The 26,445-nt window shown below is 55.9% G+C and carries 22 protein-coding genes and 2 tRNA genes; 14 read left to right on the top strand and 10 right to left on the bottom strand.

Annotated features, from left to right (window positions below; genetic code table 11):
- Positions 1-20 precede the first annotated feature (20 nt).
- Complete coding sequence (gene rsfS, locus HMPREF1631_RS02090; protein WP_052046958.1) at positions 21-452, top strand: ribosome silencing factor; 432 nt, start codon at positions 21-23, stop codon at positions 450-452.
- Positions 453-458: 6 nt separating this feature from the next.
- Entirely contained in the window at positions 459-1,106 is a 648-nt protein-coding gene (locus tag HMPREF1631_RS02085; protein WP_034231851.1) for a histidine phosphatase family protein, read from the top strand.
- A gap of 189 nt (positions 1,107-1,295) precedes the next feature.
- On the opposite strand, the gene HMPREF1631_RS02080 is transcribed toward HMPREF1631_RS02085, so the two are convergent.
- A tRNA-Ala gene (locus HMPREF1631_RS02080) sits at positions 1,296-1,371 on the bottom strand.
- A gap of 197 nt (positions 1,372-1,568) precedes the next feature.
- Positions 1,569-2,177, bottom strand: coding sequence for a cation transporter (locus HMPREF1631_RS02075; RefSeq protein WP_034231848.1), 609 nt, complete (start codon positions 2,175-2,177; stop codon positions 1,569-1,571).
- A 115-nt stretch (positions 2,178-2,292) separates the two neighbouring features.
- Between HMPREF1631_RS02075 and HMPREF1631_RS02070 the strand changes: the two genes are divergently transcribed.
- The 3 genes from HMPREF1631_RS02070 (at position 2,293) to HMPREF1631_RS06740 (ending at position 3,911) form a co-directional block, all read left to right on the top strand.
- Positions 2,293-2,733, top strand: coding sequence for a membrane protein (locus HMPREF1631_RS02070; protein ID WP_034231845.1), 441 nt, complete (start codon positions 2,293-2,295; stop codon positions 2,731-2,733).
- Positions 2,734-2,903: 170 nt separating this feature from the next.
- A complete protein-coding gene (locus tag HMPREF1631_RS06745) occupies positions 2,904-3,401 on the top strand; it encodes a LytTR family DNA-binding domain-containing protein (RefSeq protein WP_052046957.1) in 498 nt (165 codons plus the stop codon).
- 45 nt (positions 3,402-3,446) lie between these two features.
- Positions 3,447-3,911, top strand: a complete 465-nt coding sequence (locus HMPREF1631_RS06740) for a DUF3021 domain-containing protein (RefSeq protein WP_052046956.1) — start codon at positions 3,447-3,449, stop codon at positions 3,909-3,911.
- Between the two features lie 238 nt (positions 3,912-4,149).
- On the opposite strand, the gene HMPREF1631_RS02050 is transcribed toward HMPREF1631_RS06740, so the two are convergent.
- From HMPREF1631_RS02050 to HMPREF1631_RS02035, 4 genes are read right to left on the bottom strand one after another with little or no spacing between them, the layout of a single operon-like run.
- The gene (locus tag HMPREF1631_RS02050; RefSeq protein ID WP_034231839.1) at positions 4,150-4,797 is read right to left on the bottom strand and encodes a lactate utilization protein C; all 648 of its coding nucleotides are present in this window, start codon (positions 4,795-4,797) and stop codon (positions 4,150-4,152) included.
- On the bottom strand, positions 4,794-6,293 hold the full coding sequence (locus HMPREF1631_RS02045) for a LutB/LldF family L-lactate oxidation iron-sulfur protein (protein WP_034231836.1): 1,500 nt from the start codon (positions 6,291-6,293) through the stop codon (positions 4,794-4,796). The genes HMPREF1631_RS02050 and HMPREF1631_RS02045 overlap by 4 nt, the downstream gene beginning before the upstream one ends.
- Positions 6,290-7,078: a (Fe-S)-binding protein gene (locus tag HMPREF1631_RS02040; protein WP_034232011.1), complete on the bottom strand. Its 789-nt coding sequence runs from the start codon at positions 7,076-7,078 to the stop codon at positions 6,290-6,292. Before HMPREF1631_RS02040 ends, HMPREF1631_RS02045 begins: the two co-directional genes overlap by 4 nt.
- A 52-nt stretch (positions 7,079-7,130) precedes the next feature.
- On the bottom strand, positions 7,131-8,768 hold the full coding sequence (locus tag HMPREF1631_RS02035) for an L-lactate permease (protein WP_034231833.1): 1,638 nt from the start codon (positions 8,766-8,768) through the stop codon (positions 7,131-7,133).
- Positions 8,769-8,988: 220 nt separating this feature from the next.
- Between HMPREF1631_RS02035 and def the strand changes: the two genes are divergently transcribed.
- Together def and HMPREF1631_RS02025 are read left to right on the top strand one after the other, a co-directional pair.
- Entirely contained in the window at positions 8,989-9,480 is a 492-nt protein-coding gene (gene def, locus HMPREF1631_RS02030; protein ID WP_034231830.1) for a peptide deformylase, read from the top strand.
- A 127-nt stretch (positions 9,481-9,607) separates the two neighbouring features.
- Positions 9,608-10,114, top strand: a complete 507-nt coding sequence (locus HMPREF1631_RS02025) for a DUF3145 domain-containing protein (RefSeq protein WP_034231827.1) — start codon at positions 9,608-9,610, stop codon at positions 10,112-10,114.
- A 71-nt stretch (positions 10,115-10,185) separates the two neighbouring features.
- Here the strand turns inward: HMPREF1631_RS02025 and HMPREF1631_RS02020 are convergent, their stop codons facing one another.
- Positions 10,186-10,545, bottom strand: coding sequence for a hypothetical protein (locus HMPREF1631_RS02020; RefSeq protein WP_034231825.1), 360 nt, complete (start codon positions 10,543-10,545; stop codon positions 10,186-10,188).
- 102 nt (positions 10,546-10,647) lie between these two features.
- On the opposite strand from HMPREF1631_RS02020, the gene HMPREF1631_RS02015 reads away from it, so the two are divergent.
- Positions 10,648-11,268 (top strand): L-threonylcarbamoyladenylate synthase, encoded by a 621-nt coding sequence (locus HMPREF1631_RS02015; protein WP_034231822.1) that lies wholly within the window; start codon positions 10,648-10,650, stop codon positions 11,266-11,268.
- Positions 11,269-11,325: 57 nt separating this feature from the next.
- On the top strand, positions 11,326-12,042 hold the full coding sequence (locus HMPREF1631_RS02010; protein ID WP_034231820.1) for an HAD hydrolase-like protein: 717 nt from the start codon (positions 11,326-11,328) through the stop codon (positions 12,040-12,042).
- 116 nt (positions 12,043-12,158) lie between these two features.
- On the opposite strand, the gene aceE is transcribed toward HMPREF1631_RS02010, so the two are convergent.
- On the bottom strand, positions 12,159-14,882 hold the full coding sequence (aceE, locus tag HMPREF1631_RS02005) for a pyruvate dehydrogenase (acetyl-transferring), homodimeric type (protein WP_034231817.1): 2,724 nt from the start codon (positions 14,880-14,882) through the stop codon (positions 12,159-12,161).
- 309 nt (positions 14,883-15,191) lie between these two features.
- Between aceE and HMPREF1631_RS02000 the strand changes: the two genes are divergently transcribed.
- Both HMPREF1631_RS02000 and HMPREF1631_RS01990 read left to right on the top strand, forming a co-directional pair.
- Entirely contained in the window at positions 15,192-15,578 is a 387-nt protein-coding gene (locus HMPREF1631_RS02000; protein WP_034232009.1) for a DUF3052 family protein, read from the top strand.
- A 163-nt stretch (positions 15,579-15,741) separates the two neighbouring features.
- Positions 15,742-15,814: transfer RNA gene (locus tag HMPREF1631_RS01990), tRNA-Val, on the top strand.
- Positions 15,815-15,881: 67 nt separating this feature from the next.
- Here the strand turns inward: HMPREF1631_RS01990 and HMPREF1631_RS01985 are convergent.
- Both HMPREF1631_RS01985 and HMPREF1631_RS01980 read right to left on the bottom strand, forming a co-directional pair.
- Positions 15,882-16,256, bottom strand: coding sequence for a CrcB family protein (locus HMPREF1631_RS01985; protein ID WP_052046955.1), 375 nt, complete (start codon positions 16,254-16,256; stop codon positions 15,882-15,884).
- Entirely contained in the window at positions 16,243-16,662 is a 420-nt protein-coding gene (locus HMPREF1631_RS01980) for a CrcB family protein (protein WP_052046954.1), read from the bottom strand. The genes HMPREF1631_RS01985 and HMPREF1631_RS01980 overlap by 14 nt, the downstream gene beginning before the upstream one ends.
- Positions 16,663-16,707: 45 nt before the next feature.
- Here HMPREF1631_RS01980 and HMPREF1631_RS01975 point away from each other — a divergent pair, with 45 nt between their 5' ends.
- The 3 genes from HMPREF1631_RS01975 to HMPREF1631_RS01965 form a co-directional block, all read left to right on the top strand.
- On the top strand, positions 16,708-17,505 hold the full coding sequence (locus HMPREF1631_RS01975) for a Nif3-like dinuclear metal center hexameric protein (protein WP_034231812.1): 798 nt from the start codon (positions 16,708-16,710) through the stop codon (positions 17,503-17,505).
- A 41-nt stretch (positions 17,506-17,546) separates the two neighbouring features.
- Positions 17,547-18,281, top strand: a complete 735-nt coding sequence (locus tag HMPREF1631_RS01970) for a zinc ribbon domain-containing protein (RefSeq protein ID WP_034231809.1) — start codon at positions 17,547-17,549, stop codon at positions 18,279-18,281.
- A gap of 147 nt (positions 18,282-18,428) precedes the next feature.
- On the top strand, positions 18,429-26,445 hold an 8,017-nt coding region (locus HMPREF1631_RS01965; RefSeq protein WP_034231807.1), incomplete at its 3' end, for a leucine-rich repeat protein.

Below are 26,445 nucleotides of genomic sequence, written 5' to 3'. Positions count from 1 at the left end.
GGAACTATTGAGAGGAAAATGTGGCTGCCACAGAAGAAGCAAAAGAAATGGCGATAGTTGCCGCACGTGCGGCGGCAGAGCTGAAATGCACGTCGCTGGTCGCGATTGACGTCTCGCAGCGTCTGGTGCTGACGGATGTGTTTGTGGTGATTTCCGGTTCTTCCGAACGGCAGGTGCGCGCGATCGTGGATGCCGTTGAGGAAGCGGTTGAGAAACACGGGATGCCGCGTCTGCGCCGCGAAGGCCTGGAAGGCGAAGCGCACTGGGTGCTGCTCGATTTCGGCGATATTATGGTGCATGTGCAGCAGGACGAAGACCGCGAATACTATGCTTTGGAAAAGCTTTGGGGAGACTGCCCGGTGCTGGATCTTCCCGACGACATTAAGTGTGCGCCGGCGGAGGAAGAGTCTTCACTGAGCCGGTATTTTGATTTTTCCGATTTGGGGGAGTGAGCTGCTGTGGCAAAAGAGCTGCTGTTTTGGAGACACGGACAGACCGATCTGAATATCCGGGGCAGAATACAGGGGTCAACCGACTGTCCGCTGAACGGGGAGGGGCTGGCGCAGGCGCGTGAGATCGCTCCGGAACTGGCGAAAAAACAGATCACAAAGATTTACTGTTCCGATCTGCTGCGGGCAAAGCAGACAGCGGAGGTGCTTGCCGGGCTGCTTCATTTGGAGGTCACGGTTGATCCGCGGCTGCGGGAACGCTCCTACGGGGATTGGGAAAAACTGACGGCAAAAGAAATCAAAGACAGATGGCCTGCCGAATTTTGCGCGTGGAGGGAAGGAAAACAGCCCGAAGGCGTGAATGTGGAAACGCGTTTGGCATGCGGTATGCGTGTAAAAGAAGCCGTATTGGATGCGGTCCGTGAAAGCGGGCAGGACGATGTGCTGATGTTTGTGGCCCACGGCGGCTCAATCGTAAACGGTATTATGTGTCTGCTGGAAATGGATCCGCAGCAGTGGACGGGTTTTCAGGGGCAGGACAACTGTCATTGGGCGCGTCTTATTCCGCGTCCGAAGGCAAATCCGCCTTGGCGCGTAGTTACCTACAACGGTTGGATCGAGGGGGAAACCGGGCTGCCGGCCAATCTGTGGCGGTAAATACGGCATCTGTTTGCCGCAGAATTTAAATCGGACTTTTTGCGCAATGCGGTAAAAACGGCGGCAGCCGCTTCGAAGCCGATTTTGGCAAAATCCGCCGCCGGCGTGCACGCGCGCGGAAAAGCGAAGTAAAATCATCAAAGGCAAAACAGCCTAAAATAAAGGAAAACCCGCGCCCGGCGCGGGAATTGGTGGAGCATAGGGGATTCGAACCCCTGACCTCTTCCATGCCATGGAAGCGCGCTACCAACTGCGCCAATGCCCCAAACGACTCTCTTATGTTACTAGTAAAGTGTGAAATCTCCAAATTAAATGAATTATTTTTCGGTGACTCCGCTCACTGCCCCTCTTTTTGCTGTCCGCTGCCTGCTTTGCCGCCGGCAATCCGTCTGCTGATCTGTTTTCCTTCTGCGGCTTTGCGCCGCGAAAAACGAAACACGGAAAAACCCGCGCCCGGTGCTGTTACCCGTCCTCCTCTTCAAGCAGTTCCAGAGGGTCTCCCTCATGTTTGGCCGCAGTAAAGACCTCTTTGAAAGCGTGGAAATTAATAACCGCGATGATTATTCCCGCCGTAATGTCCCACCACGCAACGGGACGGAAGAACGTGGCACAGCCGGCAGCCATAATCAGTATGTCTGCAAATACATCGTTTCTTGCCGCCAGCCACGCTCCGCGTATCAGCGAGCCGCCCTCTGCCGTACTTTGCCGCCGGAGCCTGATCAGAAGCAGGGCACAGACCAGATTTACTGCCATTGCGCCCGCCGCCGTTCCCGTGAGTGTGAACGGCTCCGGTGCTTCGCGGCAGACCGCTTTGTAAACAGCCGTGGCAAAAGCCGCCGCGGCGGGCACGAGAATAATGAAAGAAAGCACGAATCCGGCTTTTTGCTTTATTCTGTCCGTACGCGTCAGAGAGAAAAACACCAAAGCATTGATCGCGGTATCTTCGAGAAAATCAACGCAGTCCGCGAACAGGGAAACGGAGCCGATTGCGAGCGCCATCGCCATTTCCACGGCCGCATAAGCCAAATTCAGCAGGGCAACCATTAAAACAGCACGTCTGATATTAACCATAGGAAACAGTGTAATACACGCCGGGAAAAACGTCTCTGCCGAAAACCGGACTATGCGAAAACACACACAGACAAATGATACAATGAAACATATATTCTACTTGCAAAGGAGTGCCATGAAAGACTGTCCCCATTTTCGTATTTCCACTTTCCGGCTGACGGCTGTGGCGGGTCTGGTCTGGATCATTGCCGGGGGAAATGTGGCATGGATTGGTCTAAGCAGCTATCCGCACAGCGGCCTGTCCGCGCCGTGGGCGTGTGTGCTGCCTTTGGTGGTGTTTATTGCGTTTGGGGCGATGTTTTTGAAAACCGCTGGGAAAAATGTGCGGCGGATAGTCGGATTTGCGCATCCTGCGCGGCCTTTCTGGCATTTTTTTGACGCACGTTCCTATCTGATGATGGGAATTATGATGAGCTCCGGTATTCTCCTGCGTGTATTTAATGTGCTGCCGGAAGCATTCGTTGCATTCTTTTATACGGGTCTGGGAGCGGCACTGTTTTGCGCGGGATTGTTTTTCCTCTGCAGATTTGCCCGCTCTCCGCGCGGCGGCCGGTAGGCGGCATCTGTTTTTTAAATTGCGTGCGGGCGGATTGCTCTATCTGCCCGCACGCATTGTTTCCGTATTGTGCCGCCTGTCGCCCAAACTCTACCCGATAACCGAATGCGCTCGCTTTGCCCGTCTGCACCGGGCAGTATTGTTGCGTAACGGAAAACCGAGAGGAAAAGATGAAATTAACCGTTGTGATAAGTCCGGAGTACGACGAATCTCTGATCACTGTCACCGCACCTGAAATGACCGATGAAATCCGCAGGATCATGGATTTTGCCGCCGGGGAAGACTTTCAGATACGGTATTGCGAATCGGAGACGGAGCGGAATCTTTCCGGGCATGGAAAGACACGGATTGTCGGAAGCAGGGGGACGGACGCTGTGATTCTCGCTCCCCGGGAAGTGCAGGCATTTTTTACGCGGGAAAAAGCCGTGTATGCCTTTGCCCGGGGTGGGGAGTGGAAAATTCGGCTGCGTCTGTGCGAGCTGGAAAAATTACCGGATCCGGACGGGAATTTTATTCGGATCTCCCAGTCCGAACTGGTCAATTTGAGAGCTGTGGAAAAATTGGATCTTTCGATTTCGGGAACAGTCACCGTGTTTTTGAAGAACGGACACAAATTCTACGTGTCGCGCCGGTGCCTGAAAGCGTTTAAAAAGGCTGTCGGGCTGTAAAACGGAAAACGCGCCGGTGCGGCGAAGGAAAATTGGGAGAAGAAAATGAAACGTTGTAAATTTATCGGAGACATTATACGCGGCGCATTAATCGGACTGTTTATCGGTATCGCCTGCGAAACGGTATATTCCTCGATTTTTGGGGGACTTAGGCACTACCCGGGCGTACCGGGATTTCTGGACCAGTTTCACAACGAAAACGCGGCCGTGGCCGTGGAGCGGATTCTGTATCTGCTCTACGGTGCTCTGAGTGCGCTGGCAGGGCGGGTATACCATAGGCCGGAGCGCAGTCTGTGGTTCAGGTCGGCACTTCATTTACTGTGTGTTGCTGCCGGCGCGCTGGTGGTGGGAGGATATCTGCACTGGTATGCGCACGTAAACGAAGCAGCCGGGTTTTTTGGTGTGTTTGTGCTGGTTTATATGCTGATATGGGTCATTATTTACCTTTGGGAAAAGAAGAAAATAAAACAGATCAACCAAAGAATTTCCGCAGCGCAGACAGGGAGGTAGCTTTCGCGGCCGGCCGTTCGCTCTGCCGCTGCGCAGACGGATCGTCTTCCGCGGAAAAATAACGGCGTGCGGAGGAACGCCGGCGGGCAGACAATCAGTGTATCGGGCGCCCGTGACGCGCGTGGGCGGCGACGTGGGGAAATCCGGGCACAGACAGATGTAAAAATGCAAACGGGAGGAAAACGGGGCACGGCAGATACCGCAAATATCTGCCGTGCCCCGCTGCGTTTCGCGCGCGTCAGCCCACGATAATCACGTGCAGTCTGCGCGGTCCGTGCACCCCGTCCACGCGTACAAGCTCAATATCCGATGTGGCGGAAGGACCCGCGATCCATGTGAGGGGACGCGTGGGATGTTTACCCAAAATTGCCACCGCCTGCGGCACACTGGGGTAAATATCCTTTGCCCGCAGCACGATCACGTGTTTGTCCGGGATAAGCGTGATTGCCCGCCGTCCCTGATCCGCCTCTCCGTCCAAAATGATCGTACCCGAAAGGGAAATGGCAACGCGTGCCCCCGTCACCACGGCTTTTATCCCATCCAGTTCGCGGTAGGTCAGCGGGGAATCGGGAGAATCCGTATATACTTTCCTTCCGTTCCGTTTTGCCGCCTGCGTCCATGTTTTCTCCAGGCCATGCGGAACAACAACAGTTTTTGCATCCTGCAGGGCACTGTCAATCTCATCGGCCAGACCGTTTTCGTCGGTGCGCGAAACGACGGCCGTGTAATCTTCCAGTTTTTCCGTCATGTCCGCAATCACAGCTTCACTGCCGGGCAGATCCGTACCTTCCATGCGGTAGTTGCGGCTGGGAAGCGGTGCGGGCGCAAGCTGTGAAGCGGCAATGGCCCTGCCCACTTTCTCCAGGATTTCATCGCGTGAACTCATTTCTCCTCCTCAAACGTCTCGCGGAACGATTTGGCGGGCGGTGCCGGCACGTCCTTGTTTCTTGTCCAGACCGAGACGGGCCAGGGCAGCATCGTAATCCGCCGGTCCTTTCCGCCCAGCGGACGGCCGAGCTTTGCGGCGCGTGCAGCGGCTCCGAAAAGTTTTCCGCTGCCCATAACCACCGAGGAGGCTTTCATCGAAATATCCCACCCGGAGGGGACCGGGCCCCTGTTTTTCTCCGTCACTTTGTGCCGCAGGTGCACAAGCGCGGAGGGGATGTCGATTTTCACCGGACACGCCTCAAAGCAGGCTCCGCACAGACTGGAGGCATACGGCAGGGAAGACGCAGGATCGTGATGGTCGAAAGAACCGAGCAGCTGGGGGGTGAGAACCGCTCCGATGGGTCCCGGATAAATGGAATTGTATGCGTGTCCGCCTACGTGTTCGTATACCGGGCACACATTCATGCACGCCCCGCAGCGGATGCAGTGCAGTGCCTGGCGTCCCACGCTGTCGGCAAGCACTTTGGATCTGCCGTTGTCGAGCAGAATCAGATGGAATTCCTTCGGTCCGTCCCCTTCGCGCACACCCGTCCACATCGAAGTGTAGGGATTCATTCTTTCGCCGGTTGCCGAGCGGGGCAGAAGCTGGAGAAACACTTCGTAGTCGCGGAAGCTGGGAACGATTTTTTCGATTCCGACCACGGAGATCAGTGTTTCCGGCAGCGTGAGGCACATCCGGCCGTTTCCCTCGGATTCGACGATCGTCACCGTCCCGGTTTCGGCGATCATCATATTGGATCCGGAGATCGCAACTTTGCTGCTCAGGAAGAGTTCGCGCAGATGGCGCCGGGCGGCTTCCGCCAGTTCGCGCGGTTCGGTGGAAATATCGGCGGGGATATTTTCCATTTCGCGCTTAAAAATTTCGCGGATTTCGGCGCGGTTGCGGTGAATTGCCGGAACTACGATATGTGAGGGCATATCGTGTCCGAGCTGCACGATCATTTCCGCGAGATCGGTTTCCCAGGCCTTGATCCCGTGCTTGGCAAGCTCCTCGTTCATATTGATTTCCTGGGTTGCCATAGATTTGATCTTAACGACTTCGCGTGCCTGTTTTTCCTGCAGCAGACGCAGAATAATCGCGTTGGCCTCTGCTTTGTCTTTTGCCCAGTGTACGATTCCGCCGTGTTTGGTCACGTTTTCTTCCATCTGCCGCAGCAGCTGCGGAAGGTGGCTCATCGTGTAGTGCTTGATTTGCGAAGCGCTTGTGCGCAGGTCTTCCCAGTCGGGCATTTCCGATACGCGGATATTGCGCTTGTTGCGGATCGCGCCGGTGGCATGACGCAGGTTTCGCCGCAGCTGGGTGTCGCGCAGGGTTGTTTTTGCCCCGGTGGGGAATTTCGCTCCCCAGCGCAGGGTGTCGTCGGGGAGAGGATCTCCGTTTACCCACTGTGCATGGCGTTTTGAACTGAAAGGCATTCCGAGAAAAGTCATCATACACCCACTTTCGTCGTTGTTTCGTCGGGTACCCACGGCACGTCCTTTGTGGGGGCGAGAACTTCGGCCAGGTGCATTACGCGAACTCCGCTGCGGTTGCGGGCCAGACCGCCTCCGATATGCATCAGACATGAATAGTCGCCTGCCACGAGTACCTCCGCTCTCGTGGAGATAATGTTTGCCATTTTGTCGGTGAGCATGGAGGCGGAAGTTTCCGGATTCTTCAAAGAGAACGTGCCGCCGAATCCGCAGCAGGATTTTTCTTCGGGCAGCTCCACCAAATCTATTCCCTCCACGTTTTGCAGCAGACGGTAGGGCGCGTCGCCGACTTTTGCCACGCGCAGGGAGTGGCATGTGGGGTGATAGGTGACGCGGTGCGGGAAAAATGCCCCGACGTCGCTCAGCCCCAGTACGTTTACCAGGAATTCGGAAAGCTCATAGGTTTTGGCGGCAATTTCTTTTGCTTCCCGGGCCAGTTCCGGTTCGCCTTCGGTCGCGGCAACCATTTCCTGCTGATGGCGGATCGACCCGGTGCAGGAACCGGAAGGAACCACGATGGCGTCCCATTGCCCGTCCAAAACGCCGCGGAAAGTTTCCACGTGGTTTCTGATCAGCGGCATGGCCTCCGGATAGTATCCCGTGTTGATGTGCATCTGCCCGCAGCACGCCTGCGACCTCGGAAAATCAACATGAATGCCGAGTCTGCGCAACAGATGTACGGTAGCCGAAGGCGCCTGCGGAAACATCGCATCGCCTACGCAGGTGGCAAATAACGCAACTTTCATTAACATCTTCTTTCTTTGACTAAAACACACAGGGAAATGTGTGGAAAACCGGTTAAAATACGGACAGGCCCCGGGCGGCGGAGAAAATTACCGCGCACAGCACAAGCAGCAGACCGGTCGACCAGGGCGCGGCTTTGCGCAGCAGCTGAGGCTCGCAGCCCGGTTCGTTGATCGCGGTGGAGGCAATCGCCAGATTTTGCGGGGAAACAATTTTCCCGATACCGCCCCCGACCGTGTTGGCGGCGAGGAGGATATTCGGGTCCAGATGCGCACCCGTGCCCGCAGTTGCCTGAAGATTGGCAAACAGTGCGTTGGCACTGGTTGCCGAGCCGGTAACGGCGGTTCCCAGCCACCCCAGAATCGGGGAGAGGAAAGCAAATGCCGCACCGGTTGCCGCCAGTGCCGAGCCGATTGCCAGGGTCTGTCCGGAAAAATTCATTACGTATGCCAGCGACATTACCAGTGCGATTGTGAGCAGCGACAGGCGCAGTGCGGCGATGGTGGAAAACAGTGTTTTGATTCCGCGTCCGAAAGAAAACTCAAATTTCCCCGGGCGGCCGTATCTGCCGTATACGGCAGATACAATCAGGGCCGTGAGCACAATCATCGTGCCGGGCCCGGAGAGCGTCTGCAGTGTATAAACGGGCGCGCCGGAAACGGATCCGTCCGCGGCAAGCAGATGCCCGTACAGTCCCGGCCAGCGGATCGTGATATCCGTTGCGGACAGTGCTTTGGGGATGTTTATGCCAAAAGTCCAGAGTTTCGCGACCGCGAAGATGATGACGACCAGCCAATAGGGCATAAGGCCGAGTGTGATGCGCGAAGCGGAGGGAAGTTCGCGCATTTCCGAAGAAAATTCTTCCGGTGTGGAGGGGCGGAAGAAGGTGAGAAGCACGGCAACAACGGCAAACCCGAGAAGCGAGGCGAGGACGGCCGTCAGCTCGTAGGAGATCAGGCGCCCGGCAGCCAGATGCCCGGCCGCGGTGACTGCGCCCTGGACCACGGCAACCGCCCACAGCTGTTTTATGCCGCGCATTCCGTCCATAATAAAGAGGAGCAGAAGCGGGATGAATGCCGCGATTAGGGGAGTGATCCCCGTAGCGGCCCACGCTACCGCGGCTCCGTCCGTTCCGCCCAGGCGCCCGGCGGTGGTAACGGGAATCGCCATTGCGCCAAAACCCACGCTGATGGCGTTGCCGACCATTGTGACCAGCGCGGCTTTCAGAGGTTTCAGTCCGAGGGAAACAAGCATGGCGGCGACTATCGCCACCGGGGCGCCGAAGCCGGCCAAACCTTCGAGCAGACCGCAGAAGGAAAACCCGATCAGCAGTCCCTGAATGCGCATATCCCCTTTTCCGACGGTGGAAAAGACGGTCCGCACGTCGTCGGCCCTATTGGAAGCGACGGTCAGATTGTAGAGCCAGACGGCGGCAACTACGATGTAGAGAATCGGGGCGAGACCGAAAGCGAAGCCCTGGGCCGCGGAAAGTCCGATCAGGGGCACCGGCATTGCGAAGCCGATTTTTGCGATGAGTGCCGCCGCAATCAGCGAGCCGAGGGCACACAGGTGTGTTTTTAGTTTAAATGCGCCCAGCAGAACGAAAAAAGTCAGCAGCGGAAGAATTCCCACGAGCGCGGAAAGTGCCGGGGAGTGACAGATCGCGTCCGGTGTGGGGAGGAAATTTTCCATCTCGTACGTCCTTATCCGTATTAAACACGTCTTTGAGTCTGAAAATTTGTATAGGTCTAAATGCCTAGATGAAAACAGAATACATCTGTTTTTTGTTTGGCGGCTAGTTTATTTTCCCTTTTTTACGTGAGTTCTTAATTGCGTATTTATTCCCGTTTATTTCCGCGCGGCCCGGAAGTGCGCAGGAGCGGAAAAAGAGAAAATATGGCACAATGGAAGCATGACTTATCGTAATATCCGCGTTATCGGAGATCCTGTTTTACGCACTGTGTGCAGGGAAATTACAGAAATTACCCCCGGAATCCGCAGTCTTGTGGACGACCTGATGGAAACGGTGAACGAGCCCGGAAGGGCGGGTCTGGCGGCGAACCAGATCGGCAGTTCGTGGCGTGCGTTTTCCTGGAACATCGAGGGGAAGCGCGGATATATCCTGAATCCGGTGATTACGGATATATCCGCCGAAGAATATCAGGACGGGGAAGAGGGATGCCTGTCCGTGCCGGATCTGTGGTATCCGTGCGAACGCGCCTGGTACGCGAAAGCCGAGGGAACGGATCTTGACGGCAATAAAGTTGTGCTTGAGGGAGAAGAGATTTGGGGCCGCCTGATCCAGCATGAGGTGGACCATCTCAACGGTCATATTTACGTGGACCGTCTTTCGCGCGAGAATCGGAAAAAGGCTCTTCGCGAAATCCGTAAGCGGGGGATGTAGCAAAAGAGCGTGGGGAATGTGACGGAGAATGTTACGTGACATTCCCCCCTGCCATCGGCTAGGCTGTAGATAGCCGGACTTCGCGTGGGTGTCACGGGGAATTTCACCCAACAGCAGGAGGTCTCAGGTGAAACAGCAAAATACCACCCGCGGTGTTATTTTTATACACTCGGTTACACCGGCCGTTCAGCCGCACGTTGAATGGGCGGTTACAAGTGTGCTCGGATACCCCGTTCATATTGACTGGACGAAGCAGCCTGCCGTTCCGCAGATGAATCGCGGGGAAATGGTGTGGACGGGTGAAGCGGGCACCGGTGCGATGCTTGCTTCGGCTTTGGGCGGATGGGAACATCTCCGTTTTGAAATCACCGAAGAGGCGACTCCCGTATCCGACGGCGGGCGGTGGTCGTGCACGCCCGGCCTGGGGATTTTTTATGCGCAGACCGACTGTGTGGGAAATGTGGTTGTGCCGGAGAACCGAATCCGGGCTGCGATAGAGCAGTCGAACGGGGACGCAGCCGAACTGAAACGTCTTTTGGATATTGCCCTCGGGCAGGCCTGGGACGACGAACTTGAAGTATTCCGTTACGCCGGGGCGGGGGCTCCCGTGCGCTGGCTGCACCGCGTGGGATAATTATTCCGCCTGCGTTCGCACGCGGACGGATATACACGGAAAATGCCTCCGGTCTGCGCGCGGCCCGATGATTAACGGTTGAAAAAATCCGCCAGATCTTTTGCTGCTTCACTCAGCCCGGTTTCCTGCTGCCGGGTGGAAGACGCCGGCTGCGCACCGCAGGAATCGGCACGCGGTGCGCCCGGAAAGAAACGCAGCAGATCCGCCACGGTATGCGCCGAGCAGATTGCGCTGTCGGGAATTTCCGTTTTTGCCAGGCGCTCAAATTCGGCGGCTGCAGCCCACAGGGTAACGGTATCAAGCCGGAGATCGGAAAACCGTGCCCCGGCGGTAATTTCCCCCTCCGGTATCTCGGGGGCATATTCGCGCAGCGCCCTGCGGAAACAATCCAGGGCGGACGGCGGAAACTGTGTGCGGGAAAACTCTTCCATACCTTCATTCTACCCGAAACCGCCGCACGCATTTCGGCAAAGTGTCCTCCGTCCAAGACAACGCGTGCGGGAGCGCACTACACTGGAACTGAGGTGAGCACAATGGCGAAATACATGGAAATACATCCGCGCAATCCGCAGCCGCGTCTGGTGGAAAAAGTTACCGGCCTGCTTAGGTCGGGTGCGGTGGCCGCAATTCCCACAGACTCGGGATATGCGCTTGTGTGCGCGATGGCGAATAAATCGGGCCTGGAACGGATCAGAACAATACGCCGGGTGGGCGACAGGCACCACTTTACGCTGCTTTGCCGCAATTTTGCGCAGCTGGGACAGCTCGTAATCGTCGACAATGCCAATTTCAGGCTGATCAAATCCCTTACCCCCGGTCCCTACACTTTTATTCTCCGGGGCACGAAAGAAGTTCCCCGAATGACGCTTAACCCCAAAAAAGCGACCGTGGGGGTGAGAATTCCGGATCATATCATTACCCTGGCACTGGTGGAGGCAATGGGCGAGCCTCTGATTTCTTCGTCGCTGATTCTTCCGGGCGAAGAAGAACCGCAGACCGAAGGGTGGCAGGTCTGCGAAAAACTTTCGCATGCCGTGGATATTGTGGTTGAAGGGCCCGTGGGCGAAACAGGGGCGACAACCGTGGTCGATCTGTCGCAGGGCGAACCGAAACTGCTGCGCAGAGGAGCCGGCAGATATGATTTATTTGAATAGCGCCGGTATTTCCGGGTAAGGTGAAATTGCGCCGGCAAAAAGCAGGAAAAGAGAAAAATGGGTAAGTATAAGGCTGTTTTGTTTGATCTGGACGGAACCGTTTCGGATTCGTCTCTCCTGATCAGAAAAATTATGCAGAAACTCGCGCGCAGGGTACTGGGGCGCGAGGAACCGCTTGAGTATTTCAAGCCGTTTATCGGTCCCCCGCTGACGTGGAGTTTTGCGCAGATGGGGGTTGCGCAAAAGGATATTCCCCGGGTTATTGGGGAATATCGGGAAGATTATCTGCAGGTGATGACGCAGGCTCCGATTTTCCCGGGAGTAAAAGGCGTATTGGAAGAACTTTCCAAGCATTCGGTTCCCGCTGCTTTGGCAACCTCAAAACGGCAGGATCTCGCGCGGCAGATCTGCGACACATACGGAATTTCGCATCTTTTTGCCGTGCTCGGCGGGGCCGGCGGCAACGACTGGAAATCGAAAAAATCCCTGGTTGTGGGAGAAGATCTGAATAAACTGGCGGAATTGGGATATCTGAGCCGCGGCGCGGATTGCCCGGCCGGCGATCCGAAACGTACCTGGAAAGACCGTACGCGCACCGATGTGGTGATGGTCGGAGACCGGATTCACGATATCGAAGGCGCGGGAGTCCACGGTATTCCCACGATTTTGGTTACGTGGGGAGGAACCTATCCGCATGAGGAAGCGCAGGCGTGGAAAACGGTTTCTTCCCCCGCGGAGCTGACCGCGCTGCTGCTGGGCGGTTCGGATCTGTAAGCATACACAAGAGCCGTTTCCTCTGCCGCGCACAGAGGGCATTCCCCTTTTTTCGCAGATCCGAAAATCTGCGAAAAAAGGGGAATAATGCCGTATATCCGAAGTTTTCCGCGTGTCTACTCTGCCGCGTTGGGATTAAACAGATCGTATTTGTCTATTGCCTGTTTCACTGCCGAACGGTCAATCTGGGATCTGTCGGCCAGTGCCTGCAGCGCGCGGACGGCAATAGAAGCGGCATCGATTTTGAAGGTGCGTCTTGCCGCGGCGCGGGTATCGGAGAAACCGAACCCGTTTGCTCCCAGTACGTAGTAATCTCCCGGAATCCAGGGACGGATCGCGTCCGGCACCTGTTTTTCCCAGTCGGAGGAGGCAATGAACGGCCCTTCGGCGTTGCGCAGTTTGCCCGTCAGATACGCTTCCCGCGGTTCTTCCTCCGGGTGCAGGAAATTGTGTTCGTCTGCGGCCAGTCCGTCTCTGCGCAGTTCGTACCAGGAAGTTACGGACCAGACGCCCGCCGCAACTCCCCAGTCCCTGCGGAGCATTTCGCGTGCCTGTCTTGCCCACGGAACGCCCACGCCCGAGGCGAGAAGCTGTACGCGCGGTCCGTCTCCCTCTGCCGGATCAACGAGGTATATTCCTTTGAGAATTCCCTCCGTGTCCACATTTTCCGGCTCGGCGGGCTGGTGTATCGGCTCATTGTAGACGGTGAGATAGTACATTACGTCCCTGTCCCTGCCGTCGCTGCCGTCGCCGTACATCCGGTGAATGCCGTCACGCACAATATGCCTGATTTCGTAGGCGTATGCCGGATCATACTGCACCATGGCGGAATTGGTGGATGCAATCACCTGTGACTGCCCGTCCAAATGCTGCAGCCCTTCGCCCGTGAGCGTCGTTCTGCCTGCCGTTGCCCCGATAATGAATCCCCGTGTGAGCTGGTCGGCGGCTGCCCAGAACTGATCGCCCGTGCGTTGGAAACCGAACATCGAGTAGAAAATATAGATCGGAACCATCGGTACGCCGTGTGTGGCATAGGAAGTCCCGACCGCGGTGAAAGCGGCTGTCGAACCGGCCTCGGTGATACCGGTGTGCAGAATCTGTCCTTTTTCCGATTCCTTGTAGGAAAGGAGCAGATCCCGGTCGACGGCGGTGTAGTGCTGGCCGTGGACGTTGAAGATTTTCGCGGTGGGGAAGAGGGCGTCCAAACCGAATGTACGTGCCTCGTCGGGAATAATCGGCACAATTCTGTGCCCGAAATTTTTGTCTCTGATCAGGTCTTTTATCAGGCGGACAAAGGCCATGGTCGTTGCCACCTGCTGTTTTCCCGATCCTTTTTTCAGCACTTCCCAGTGTTTCTCCTCGGGGAGGGAAATTCCCTGTTCGAGTACACGGCGTTCGGGCAGGTATCCGCCGAGTTCTCTGCGCCGCTGCAGCACATACTGCATTGCGGGGTGCTGCGGATCGGGTTTGTAATACGGCGCGCTGTAGGGATCTTCGAGCTGCGAGTCGTCGATATCCAGGTGCAGTGTGTCGCGCAGAAGTTTCAGATCCGCGGAGTTGAGTTTCTTCATCTGGTGTGTGGAGTTGCGGCCCGCGAAGTTCGATCCCAGCACGTAGCCTTTGATGGTATGCGCCAAAATCACCGTGGGGCGGTCTTTGTGCTCTGTCGCCGCTTTGTATGCGGCATACACTTTCCGGTAGTCGTGCCCGCCGCGTTTCAAAGACAGAATTTTTTCGTCGGACCAGTTTTCGACCATTGCTTTTGTCCGCGGATCGCGGCCGAAGAAGTGCTCGCGGATAAAGGCTCCGTCGTTTGCCCTAAACGTCTGATAATCGCCGTCGAGCGTGTTGTCCATGATGTTTACCAGGGCACGGTCTTTGTCGGCGAGCAGAAGCTCGTCCCATTCGCGTCCCCAGATTACCTTTATTACATTCCATCCGGCGCCTTTGAAGGAAGCCTCCAGCTCCTGGATTATCTGTCCGTTGCCGCGTACCGGGCCGTCCAGACGCTGCAGGTTGCAGTTTACGACGAAAGTGAGATTGTCCAGATTCTGCGCAGCCGCAATATGCAGTGCCCCGCGCGATTCGACTTCGTCCATTTCCCCGTCGCCCATAAACGCCCATACGTGCTGCCCGCCTGTGTCTTTCAGACCGCGCTCGTGCAGATAGCGGTTGAACCAGGCCTGGTAGATCGCGGAAATCGGTCCCAGGCCGAGGGAGACGGACGGGAATTCCCAGAAGTCCCGAAGCTGGCGGGGATGCGGATAGGACGGCAGACCGCGTCCCCCGGAACGCCTGGAGGCCTGCTGCCGGAATGAATCCATGTCCGCTTCGGTGAGCCGGCCTTCAAGGAAGGCGCGGGCATAGTTGCCCGGGGAGGAATGTCCCTGGAAAAAAATCTGGTCTCCGCCGCCGGGTGCGTTTTTTCCGCGGAAGAACCAGTTGTAACCGACTTCGTAGAGAGTCGCCTGCGCGGCAAAGGAAGAGATGTGTCCGCCGACTGCCACTCCCGGACGCTGTGCCCGCGTGACCTGCACGGCAGCGTTCCAGCGCACCCAGCGCCGAAATTGGCGTTCGAGATGTTCGTCGCCGGGATAGTACGGTTCGTCGTCGATCCCGATTGTGTTGACGTAGGGAGTGACAAAGTTCCCGGGCAGCCGCACGCCGTGTTCGCGGGCGTGTCTCTCCATGGCGGTCAGGAGATATCGGGCGCGTTCCCCGCCCCGGGCATCGATCAGACCGTCGATGGATTCAAGCCATTCGTCTGTTTCCTCCCGGTCGATGTCCGGAACTTGGCTTAACAGACCGTTAATGAGCGGTCTGATTGGAACCTGATTCATGACGACTCCTCATCGTTGAAGCGTTTTTACCCGCGGGCAAAAACATGAAACGGAAAATCCTTACTCTTTCAAATTTACATGAATTAGGAAAAAAGTCCCACCCGAAACAGGGTTTCTCCGTGGGACGGGCGTCACCTTTTCTTTGGCCGGACATCGCCGCCGGCGGGGCAGACTTTTTCCGTATTTTCCGTTAACGGATGATTGACGCAGATAATTATTTTATGATTAATTTATTACTGCTACCCATGTGGCGATTGTACGTCTTGAAAGGACGGTTGGTTTACTGTGTCCGGTACCCGCTCCGGTGAAATGTTCAGATTTAATAAGGGCGACGTGGTCCAGGAGTTTGGCTACGACGATGATGTGGATTTCGATTTCCGGGATCGGGTTGAAGCATTAATCGGGGAAGAGCTGGAGGACGAGGAGTTTCGCGGCGTTGCCGACGCGGTGATCGCCTGGTGGAGAAGCGACGACGGGGATGTGGACGATCTGACCGACTATCTTGTGGACTGTGCCGCCGCCCTGGATTCCGGTGCGGGGGATATCTGGCTGTCGGTACCCGCCGCCGGGTCGCAGTTTCACGTTTCGGCCAGCGATGTTGATGAAGCGGCAAAGACTGCCGGGCAGTCCGTAACCACATCTGCGGGTCTGAAAAACGGCTGGACCGCTTTCCATATCATTTCCCGCGGGCGCTGATCTGTTTGCCGCCCGGGCCTGCCGGATATTGCGCGTCCGCGCATATACGCAAAGGCACGGAGCATCCGATCCGATAAAATACAGGTGCGGGGGAAGTGCGTTTCGGATCACGTTTTTTTCGCCGGTTTTGAAGATCGGCAAAATTACCGCTAAGATGAACAGCGGACTCTTAGCTCAGTTGGTAGAGCACCTGGTTTACACCCAGGTTGTCATCGGTTCGAGTCCGGTAGGGTCCACCGAGAAAGCCGGCTTTGCCGTATCTGCGCGCGTGCGCGCCCGGCGCGGCAGAGAGTATTTCGACCGTCAGCTTCCCAACAGCATTTTTACAGCGGCAACGGCGCAGACCATAGCGAAAAAACAGACGCAAAACATTCCGCAGGCAAAAAACAGGGCGGTTTTTTCTTTTCCTTTTTGCCACAGCGACACCGTTTCGTGGGACGCGGTGCCAAAAGTAGTCAGTGCGCCGCAGAATCCCGTGCCGCACAGCAGAAAAATCCGGGCCGGATATCCGTGGAGACACAGCGCAAAGAACACGCCCAGCAGCAGCGAACCCAGCAGATTAACGGTAAATGTGCCCCGCGGAAAACGGTCTTTGGGCATATGGGAGTCAATGAGATACCGAAACGTGCCGCCCAGACCGCCGAATGCCGCGAGCAGGAAAAGATCAGTGAAGCGCATGGCACTCCTTTCCCCGGCGTGCGGCGCGTCTGCCGGCGGCTATTCCGCACAGTGCGGCCAATACCCCGGCGGCAAGGGAAAATGCGGCGTAAAGGAGCGCCCGGGCATTTTCCGCCTGCAGATGAAGCCGGTATGCGTCCAGCACAAAAGTGGAATAGGTGGTAAAACCGCCGAGAAATCCGGTGCAGCAGAAAAGGCGGAAGTTTTGCAGCCGGGATACAGGCAGTGCGTGTCTGCCGGAAGAGAGGGCGGAATCAAGACGGGCGCAGGCAAACCCGAGAAGAAAGCTGCCCGCGGTATTAACCGCAAATATGACGGATATTCCCGTGCAGAGCAGCGTCAGTGCATAACGGCAGAGCACGCCCGCGGCGCTGCCGAAAAATACGCAAAAAAGTTTTCGAATCACTTTTCTATTCTAGCTTAGGCAAAACTTCCTGCTAATCTTGGAAGCATGAACACAGTGGCGGATATTATGCGGATTTTGGACGGGGAATTTCCCCCGCGGCTTGCCGAAACCTGGGATCGGGTCGGCCTGACGGCAGGTGATCCCGCGCAGCCCGTGACGCGCGTGGGTTTTGCGGTTGATCCCTGTGAGGCAACCGTGGAGGAGGCGGTTTCCCGGGGAGCGCAGATGCTCGTTACCCATCATCCGCTGTATCTGCGCGGCACATCGTCCGTGGCTGCGGTGACCGGGAAAGGCAGATGGATACAGCGGCTGATTAAGGCGGACTGTGCCCTGTTTTCCGCGCATACCAATGCCGATGCCGCCGCACGGGGGAGTGCAACGGCTTTGGCGGATCTGCTGCGGCTGGAAAACCGGCGTCCCCTGAGTCCGAATCCGGATTATCCGCAGCTGGGGATCGGGAAAATCGGTGAGCTGCCCGTGACGATGAGCGTGGAGGAATTGGCGCGGCGGCTCAAAGCGCTGCTTCCCGAAACGCAGCCGGGAATCCTGATCGGCGGTGATCCCGGGCGTATTGTGCGCACGGTTGCCCTTTCTCCCGGCGCGGGGGATTCGTTTTTGGACGCGGTTTCCCTCTCCGGGGCGGATGTGTATATCACCGCCGATTTGCGCCACCACCGCGCAACGGACCATCTGTGGAACGGGGGATGCGCCCTGATTTCCGTGACGCATTTTGCCTCGGAGTGGCCTGTTTTGAAAAATATGGAGCGGGCGGTAAAAGACGCGCTGCAGGTGCAGACCTATGTTTCCGCAATTGTGACTGATCCGTGGACGCAGCGGGTCTGAATATGAAACAATAAAACGGAACCGAGTGAAAGTGAGCATTTATGCCCCGCGCCCCACATTCTCAGCAGCTGCAGTTACTCACGGTCGCGCAATTGGATGCGCGTCTGCTGCAGCTGCGGCAGGAAGCAAAGACGCATCCTCTGCTGGCCGCCGTCGCCGGAGAAAACGAAACTTTGGCAAAACTGGAGAAACGCCGTCTCCGGCTGGCTGAAGAAGCGGCGCAATACAACGCCTGCGCGGATCGGATAGGTGCGCAGGCAGAGACCAAGTCGGCTCTGGCGGCAAAAAAAGAGGAACGGCTGCGCGCAGGCGTGGGGATGGATTCGCGCGAACTGCTTGCGCTGCAAAACGAGATCGACACCCTGCGGGGGCAGATTGCGCAGTTGGAGGAGAAACAGCTCGAAGCGATGGAAGCTGCGGAAGAAAACGGGAGCGCACAAAAAGAACTGGCTCTGCTCCGCCGCCGTGCGGAAGAAACAAAATCCGCCCTGGAAAAGGACCTGAGTCTTGCTTTGGAGGAAAACCGGCAGCAGGCGGAGGAAATAAAACTCAGGCGGGAACAGATATACGCGCAGCTGGACGAAGATTTGAGGGACGCTTATGAAAATGCCCGCGCCGCAGGCGCTCCGGCGATAATCGGTCTATACCGCAACGGGCAGTCTACCGGGGGTGTGGAACTTCCTTCCTCCGAAGTGGCACGGATCCGCGCACTTGATCCGGATGAGATTTATCTGTGCGAAGAATACGGGTGCATTGTGGTTCCCCTGGACGCATAGGGTCTCCCGGGCCGCCTCCGTGCCCCGCCCCTCGCAGTATATGTGAATGCAGTACTATATATCACATATCTTTGCGGGGGGGGGGATTTTTTAACTAGAATGTCTCTTGCTTTAATGATTTTTTGATTGTCAGAGGTATTCGTTTCAATGAAACGTTTTGTCCGTTTTACCGGTTTCTGTCTGTCTCTCCTTCTGTGTTTTCCCCTCGGACCTGCCGCGGCCGATCCGCTCGGGCAGAGCAGCCGGATTGCGCAGGCACCCGGGCGGAAAGCAGACAGTGCCTCTTTCTCCCGTCTGTCCGCCGGGGCGAAGACTTTGGCCGGTGCGAAAATGCTTCATCCCGGTTTCGCATTCGCCCACGGAAAACTTCAGAACCGTATTCCGGGGCGGAACGCAGCTTCGGAGTCGGCTCTTTCCGCAGGGCAAAAACGGGATGTGTTTATGCGCTCGGTGCGTCTGTCGCGCGAAATGATCAAAACGGGCAGTTCGGTCGCATCGCTGTTTTCCGCCGCGTCTGCGGCATTTTCCGCAGTGCGTTCTTCCGGGAATTCCCTTTTCACGGTTTCCGGCTCCGTAGTCACGGGTCTGACGGAAGAGGGAAAAAACTATTTTCGCGACCATCACCGACTGGAAGTGCCTTCGGGAATAACCGCTGTCGGCGACGAGGCGTTTAAATCTCTGGGACTGACCGAAGCGGTGCTGCCCCCAAGCGTGGCTGCGGTCGGCGACAGGGCATTTTACGACAACGCTCTGACGGCACCTGATCTGTCGTCTCTGCACAAAATAGGAAAATCCGCATTTCAGAAAAATAAGCTCCGCGGCGCTCTTGTGCTGAAAAACATTGAATCTCTGGGGGAAAGCGCGTTTGCCGACAATGAGCTGACGTCCCTTGAGATAAAGGAAGAACGGCAGATCACGGATACCGCTGCGCGTCTTACCGAGGTGCCTGCCAACGCTTTTCGCGACAACAGGCTCACCGGCGTATTGCTGCCCGATACGGTTACGGTTTTGGGCGACGCGTGTTTTGCGAACAACGATCTGGGGGATTTTTCTTTCCGCCGCGGACTGGTGACGGTGGGCGACGCCGTTTTCAGCGGGAACCACTTTTCGCAGGCCGCTTTTCCCGACACTCTGCGGAATTTTGGCAGGGACGTATTTGCCAACAACAAACGCTGGATAAAAATTGATCCTTCTTCTCCCGCCGCGGTGAAAAACGCGAAGTATTCCACAGGCTTCGGAAACGTGCGCAATTCCGTTTCCCTGCAGATCAGCTATGTGGACGAAAACGGAGTCGATATTGTTTCGCCGCGCGTGATGGACAGCGAGTTCTTCGATCCCAACGGAGTGTATTACAAAGACAGCGAAAACACGATGGACGTGCCGCGTTTTGCGGGTTTCACGGCGCAGGGTGCCACAGGTGCAACTCTGAGGGGAGACAAACTGTATTTCACGCCGGACAGGGATAAGTATGCACTGAAAATTCGGTATCGGCGGGAAAATGTCCTTCCCTATATCAGCGGTGAATTTAATAAGCGTTTCGCGGTAGGGGAAAAGATCGACCGTGCGGCACTGCTTAAGGGAATGTATGCCTACGATACAAAGGGCCAAAGTATAAGCGTTACCGTATTTCCCGACGAAATCAAAGATCCGAAACAAAACACGGTTTACGATGTGTGGTACCGGGCAACGGATGAGCGGGGAAACACCGCCGTTACGCCGGGAAAAATACTCGTGGGAATGGATTGGCCGCAGATGCCGATCTGCACCGGGTGGAAAGTAAAAGATTTCACTTACGATAATGATGGGAAAATCACCGGTTTCAATCCTCAGGGAAACCATGCGCATGCAACCGAGATTCCCTGTTGGCCAAGCGTGGACACATACGGCAGACGGGTCAGCGGAATCGGCCGCTTCGCTTTCAATGGGAAGGGTCTGACCAAAATCCCCTCCGACTGGGGTGAAATCAGATACATCGATTACTACGCTTTTAGCGGCAACAAACTTGTTGCGCTCCCTGCGAGCTGGGGAAAAGTGGTGGATGTAAGTTCGTATGCTTTTTCGAACAATAAACTGCGCTCTCTTCCCCCGAGCTGGGGAGAGATCAGCAGCATAGACAGCGGTTCGTTTGAACATAATGAGATTGGGTCTCTGCCGCTTTCGTGGGGAAAGGTCGGGAGCGTGTCGGAGGATGCGTTCGCCAACAATAAGATTTCATCGATTCCCGATTCCTGGGGCCGTATCTCCTATCTGCAAAACGGTGCTTTTGCCCATAACAGGATCAGGAAAATACCGCCAAGCTGGGGCGAAATCACCGCAGCCGGGGAAGAAACCCGCCGCAATTCGAGTTACGGTGTGTTTCAGGACAATGAGATTGAGGAGATTCCCCCGTCCTGGGAAAAAGTAAAGGAGCTGGGACTCTCCGCCTTCTCGGGGAATAAAATCGGCAGAATTCCACCGTCCTGGGGGAAAATAGATGAATTGCCCTCCTACGTTTTCAGTAATAACAGAGTGCGGGAGATCCCCGGCAGCTGGGGCGAAATCACCGAAATCGGGGAAAGCGCATTCTCCGGCAATAAAATTTCGGTACTGCCCGATACCTGGAAGAAGATCACCGAGATAAAAAGCAGTGCCTTCTACGGCAATCAGATAGAAAATCTGCCCGGCAGCTGGGAAAACGTAGGCACAATAGGCGGAAGTGCTTTTGGGAGCAACAAGATCGCGGTTCTTCCTCCTGCCTGGGGGAAAATCACGGAGATTGACTCCTATACTTTTGAGGGCAACAAAATCAGAAAAATTCCCGATTCCTGGGGTGAAATCACCGCAGTCAGAGGCGGCGCGTTCAAGAACAATCCGTTGGATACCGTGCCGCAGACGTGGGGAAAAATTAATTATCTGGGTTCGGAGGCGTTTGGGGAAACGAATGTTACCTCTATTCCCGATTCCTGGGGTGAAATCACCGAAATACAGAAAGGACTTTTCGGTGTTGGGCTTTCCTCGCTTCCTCTTTCCTGGGGGAAAGTGACCAAGATCGACAGTGAGGCTTTCGTGGGATACAAACTCACCAAAATTCCCTCCGACTGGGGTGAAATCACCGAAATCGGGTGGAGGGCTTTTGAGGAGAACAATATTGCCGCGCTGCCCGCGAGCTGGGGAAAAGTGAACTATATCGGCTGGTATGCGTTTAAGAGCAACCGAATTTCCACATTCCCCGATTCCTGGGGTGAAATCACCGAAATCGGCAAACAGACCTTCTACGGGAATAAAATTCCCTCCGTCCCGCAAAGCTGGGGAAAAGTCACGAAGATCGAGGAAGAGGCGTTTAAAGACAATAAAATTGCCGATTTCGCCCGCGACTGGGGAAGCGTGACGGAGATCGGGAAATCGGCCTTTGAGAGCAATCTGATTCCCGCGCTGCCCGCGAGCTGGGGAAAAGTCGCAAAATTCGGGGAAGAGGCGTTTTACGACAACAAAATCGAAAAGATTCCGTCCAACTGGGGTGAAATCACGGAACTGCCGCTTTTCGTTTTTGGAAGCAACAGAATCACCGAGATTCCCTCCGACTGGGGAAAAATAACCACCGTGGCCCAGCAGCCTTTTTCCGGCAGCAAAATCACAAATATCCCGGACAGCTGGGGCAAAATCACTTCTTTGTTCACCGACTATTTCCTGGAGGGATGCCCGGTTAAAAAACTTCCGCTCTCGTGGGGAAAATTAAAGCCGCACAGTGGCTTCGACTATATTTTCGGTGCGGACAGCGGTGTTGACCCGGGGGTAAGGAAAAATATCTCCCTGGCCTTTGAAGAGGACGACGAGGACGTTGAGGCAGTGGCGAAAATGCTGGAGAGGCAATACGCTTTCTATTTGGGCCGGCCGGCATATATCCACCCCAAGTCGGGTGTGCGTCCCGCGGGTGTGGAAGACACGGAATACATGAAGATTATCGAGGGGCCGGTGAACGCCACAATAACCGTCAGATACACGGATTCGGCCGGCAAAAAACTCCGTCCCGACGAAACATTGGTTTACGATCTGCGTAAACTGATGAAATACAACGAAGACAACGGCCTGGATCCGAACAATAAAATTGTGTCTCCGTCTCCCGCAGCGATTCCCGGGTACCGAATGCCGGCAAAACAGCGTGTGCGCGTAGACGGTGCCGCCCACGAGGTTACTTTTGTGTATACGCCGCTTTCCGCGGCCGAGCTGAACAAAGGCAGACTGACTCTGAACGGCACGGTTACCGACGCTTTGGTAAACAGCGAGCTGGAAACGGAACTGGCTTTTGACTCCGCTCAGAGTCTCGGCGACGGCTCGATAAACGTAAATTTTGATCCGCGCTACGTAAGCTATGTCCGCGGCTCCGGTTCGTCTTTTATCGAAAAAGAGCAGGTAATCGCCCCGGGTGTGCTGCATATTAAACTAAAGCCGATAAACACCGGCACGAAAATCGTGTTCTATCTGCGCTGGAAGCTTGCACCGCGGATCACGCCTTCGGGGAAGAACTTCCCCGTGTCCGCTGTTTTGCTGGACGGAGACAATCCGCTGCTGAAAACGAAAACAGTCAATTTGCGCGGATATTACAATCTGCCCACATTCGAGAAGAAAGTGCGCAAAGACGTCTACGGTTATGTGGGTGATTTCGACAGCGATCCGGGCGGAACATACGTTTCCGAAACAGGCATGAACTATGCCATCTACCATTTCGGGGTGAAATATCTCTACCGCAATATGGACCGGTATACGATCACGGATGAGCTGCCGGAGTATGAGAAACACGACGGCACGAAGGCGCGTGCGGTGTTCGTTGCGGAAGAAAATCCGGGCTGGACGCAGGGGCCGGACAATAAACTTACGTACACTGCCGCACGCCGGCTGCTTGCCGAAGACAATGCCCTGGCGACGCTGAAACTGCATTTCCCGGGGGCAAAAACGGATGCTTCGATATCCAATGCGGCCAATGCGCATCTGGTGCCGGAAGGCAAAACCGAGGAAGAGAAGGACGTGGCCGTTTCCTCCTCCGATTCTTTTCAGTTCCACAGGGTGCCCATACCGACGGGAGAACAGTATTTCGCCAAAAAAGCGGCCGGACCGCATTATTATCCGCCGATTGGCTCATATGTGATTTACGATACCGACAACGACAAAAAGTCGGTTATTCCCTGGAAGATTTCCCTCGGAGCGGGAAAAGCAAAGATGGGGAATCCCGATTTTACCGACGGAGAGCCGGATCCGCGGCTGAAATACACCTCGATTGTGCCCGATACCCATCTGATCGGTGCCGATGTGATTCTCTCTGATTCTGCCGGCCGGGTGAAATACGTAACGCGGATTGAAGGCAAAGATGAGGTTTTGCTCCCCGAAGAAATAACGAAGCAGCCCAATTTGACTCTGGAGATAAAAAATATCAGTACCATTGCCAAAGGCGACAGCTGCGAGTTTACGGTTAAGACCGAAATCAGGGATCCGGCGCAGCCTCTGTATGACGAAACGGCTGCGGAAGAAAAGCAGGTGCTGCACAACGGATCGGTTCTGAAAGTGACGGGCCAGCCCGATTTGCATGCGCAGGGTACGGTGCGCATTCGCCCGGCGGGAAGAAAATTTACCGCGATTAAGCGCGTGGACGACGCCCGGGATATTCTCTCCGGCAACGAGCGCGTCTACAGCGTGGGCAGCGAAGTGGAAAACGACTACAGCGATCCGTCCTCCGCTTTCGAACTGATAGATCTGGTTCCCAAGGGTGTGGACGTGAAAGACGTCCGGCTTACCGAAGCCTTTGCCCTGCTGCCCGGCGCACGCTACGATATTCTGCCCAATTACGGCGGCACGGGTCAGACAGCCGTGAAATTCAGTGCCGATGAGGTGGAAACCGAGGAACCGGTGCGGCATATTGCCGATATTTCGATGTTCTTCTCCACGCTGGTCGACGACACGACGAAGAAAATCAGCAACAATGTGTATCTGCACGCAACGGGGGCGCACACGCGATACGGAAATCAGGTGACCGATCCTCCGGTGGGTCCGGGGAAGTGGTCGAAAGCCGCTGTGGTTTCGGGTATTTCCACTACGAAAGAACTGTATGTGGAAAAGAAAGTCCGCACGGAAAACGGTCCCTGGCGGGAGAAGATTTCCACGCCCGCGGGAGCTCCTTTCGACTATTCTCTGCGTGTGGTCAACGGCACGGAGCTGCAGGTAAACTCCCCTGTGATTTATGATATTCTGCCGCGGGTGGGCGATACCGCTTTGTATTCCGGCGAACGCACTTCGCAGTTTTCCAACCGGGTTGACCCCAACCGCGCACCGGTGCTGCCCGCGGGATGGAGCGCGTTTTACAGCTGCGACCCCGGTGTTTCCAACGATAATCTGGAACGGCAGAATTGGACTGCCGCACGGTGCGCAGACGTAACGGCAGTGAAATTTACGGGCGCGAGTGTACCTCCGCGCACAAAAGCGCAGATAACGCTGCCCATGCTGGCCGGTCCGGCCGCAGTGGACGTGCAGGATAAGGCCTACTGGTACAAAGAAGCGGTAAACAGCTTTATCTACAACGACAAACGCCGTGCGCACGATGCCGAATACGGAAACAAAATTGAATCCAATTTGGTGAGCAATAAAATTATTGCCCCGTTCGCGCGGATTACATTTAGGAAACTGGGTATTACCACTGCCCGGGGCGTGGGCAAAACGGGCACAAAACCTCTTTCGGGAGGTCTGTTCGGGCTGTATGACGGCAGCGGAAAGCTGCGCAAAACCGCTTCCGCCGCCGCGGACGGCACGGTTGAATTCGTAGCCGGCGCCACGGTGGGCTGGACGATCCGCGAGTTGCGTGCCCCGGCCGGCTTTGGTCTTTCGAACACGGTTTACCGGTTGGAGGAGAAAGATTTTGCCGATATGGATCCGGTTTTGGGTGTGTATCGGATTAAGCTGCGGGATATGGTGGACTTCCCCCGCTTCGTGCCGGTTATTCCGAGTGTGGGATCGGTGGAATTTACCAAGGTGGATGCAGCGGGCAAACCGCTGAAAGGCGTGCAGTTTAGGCTGACGCCGATTTATACCAAGGATCTGCATGGTTACGATCAGCGGGCCGATGTGCCCGTGCAGACGGTGAAATCCAACGAGGACGGTCTGGTGAAATTCTACAGGGTGCCGGTGGGAAGCTACCGCCTTGAGGAGACGGACACCCCGCTGCGGCACGTGCTGCGGATAGATCCGATTGAGTTTTCCGTGAAGTACAACGGCCACCATGTGGTTTTGGGCAAGAACGGCAAAATTGCCAACGACAACTACTACGTGCCCGTTTATAAACTCGGTGTGCGCGGGGATATAGGGCGTAAACCTTTCGGACAGTGGCAGAGTGCCGACGGCGAACTGCTTTCCGGCGCCGAATTTTCCCTGTTCCGCGAGGGAAACAAAATCGCCGGGAATATAACCGGTTATATGCAGGAAAACGGGTCTTACACTTACGGCACGCGTTTTTTGAATCTGCAGCGAAACGTCGTCTATGAACTGCGGGAGACGAAAGCGCCCGACAACTACGAGATCAACGGCAGCAGTTACCGGTTCATGATTAATACCGACGGAGATCTGTGCGATGGGCAGGGTAAGCCGTTTTTGATTCAGGACGGGCTGTTTGTGCCGGATGAGCAAAAGGGCTCGCCCTCGAAGCTGACGGTGACGAAGAAGGATCCGGATGATCCGGATGCGAAGCCGGACGGTGCAAGTTTCGCTCTGTTTAGGAAAGAGGGGGATACCTATGTGCGCGTGGCTGTGGCGGAAACGAAAGGCGGTACGGCTGTTTTTGACAACCTCACCGCAGGCGAATATCAGGCGCGCGAAATAAAGGCGCCGTCGGGTTACGGAAAGTCGCTGAAATTCTATAATTTTGCGGTTGATAAGTATAACGCGCAGTCTCTTACGTGGACTTTGGATAATTACCGGGCACGGGTGCACGTGGTGAAATTCGAGCCTGTGTATAAAGGAGTGACGAAGGATTTCGCCGCCGGGGCAGTGGAGGAAAATTCCGATTACAGGATGTGGAGAACGGTTGGGGAAAGCTACGATGTGGGCATTCCTCTCGCCGGGGCGCATTTCGAAATCCGCAATGCCGCGGGTGCGGTGCAGGAGGAGCTGACTACCGATGAGAGCGGCAATGCGGTGTTGGGCCGGC

The organism is Arcanobacterium sp. S3PF19, assembly GCF_000758825.1.
Classification (GTDB): Bacteria; Actinomycetota; Actinomycetes; order Actinomycetales; family Actinomycetaceae; genus Arcanobacterium_A.
This window is presented reverse-complemented; position numbering and strand designations above follow the sequence as displayed.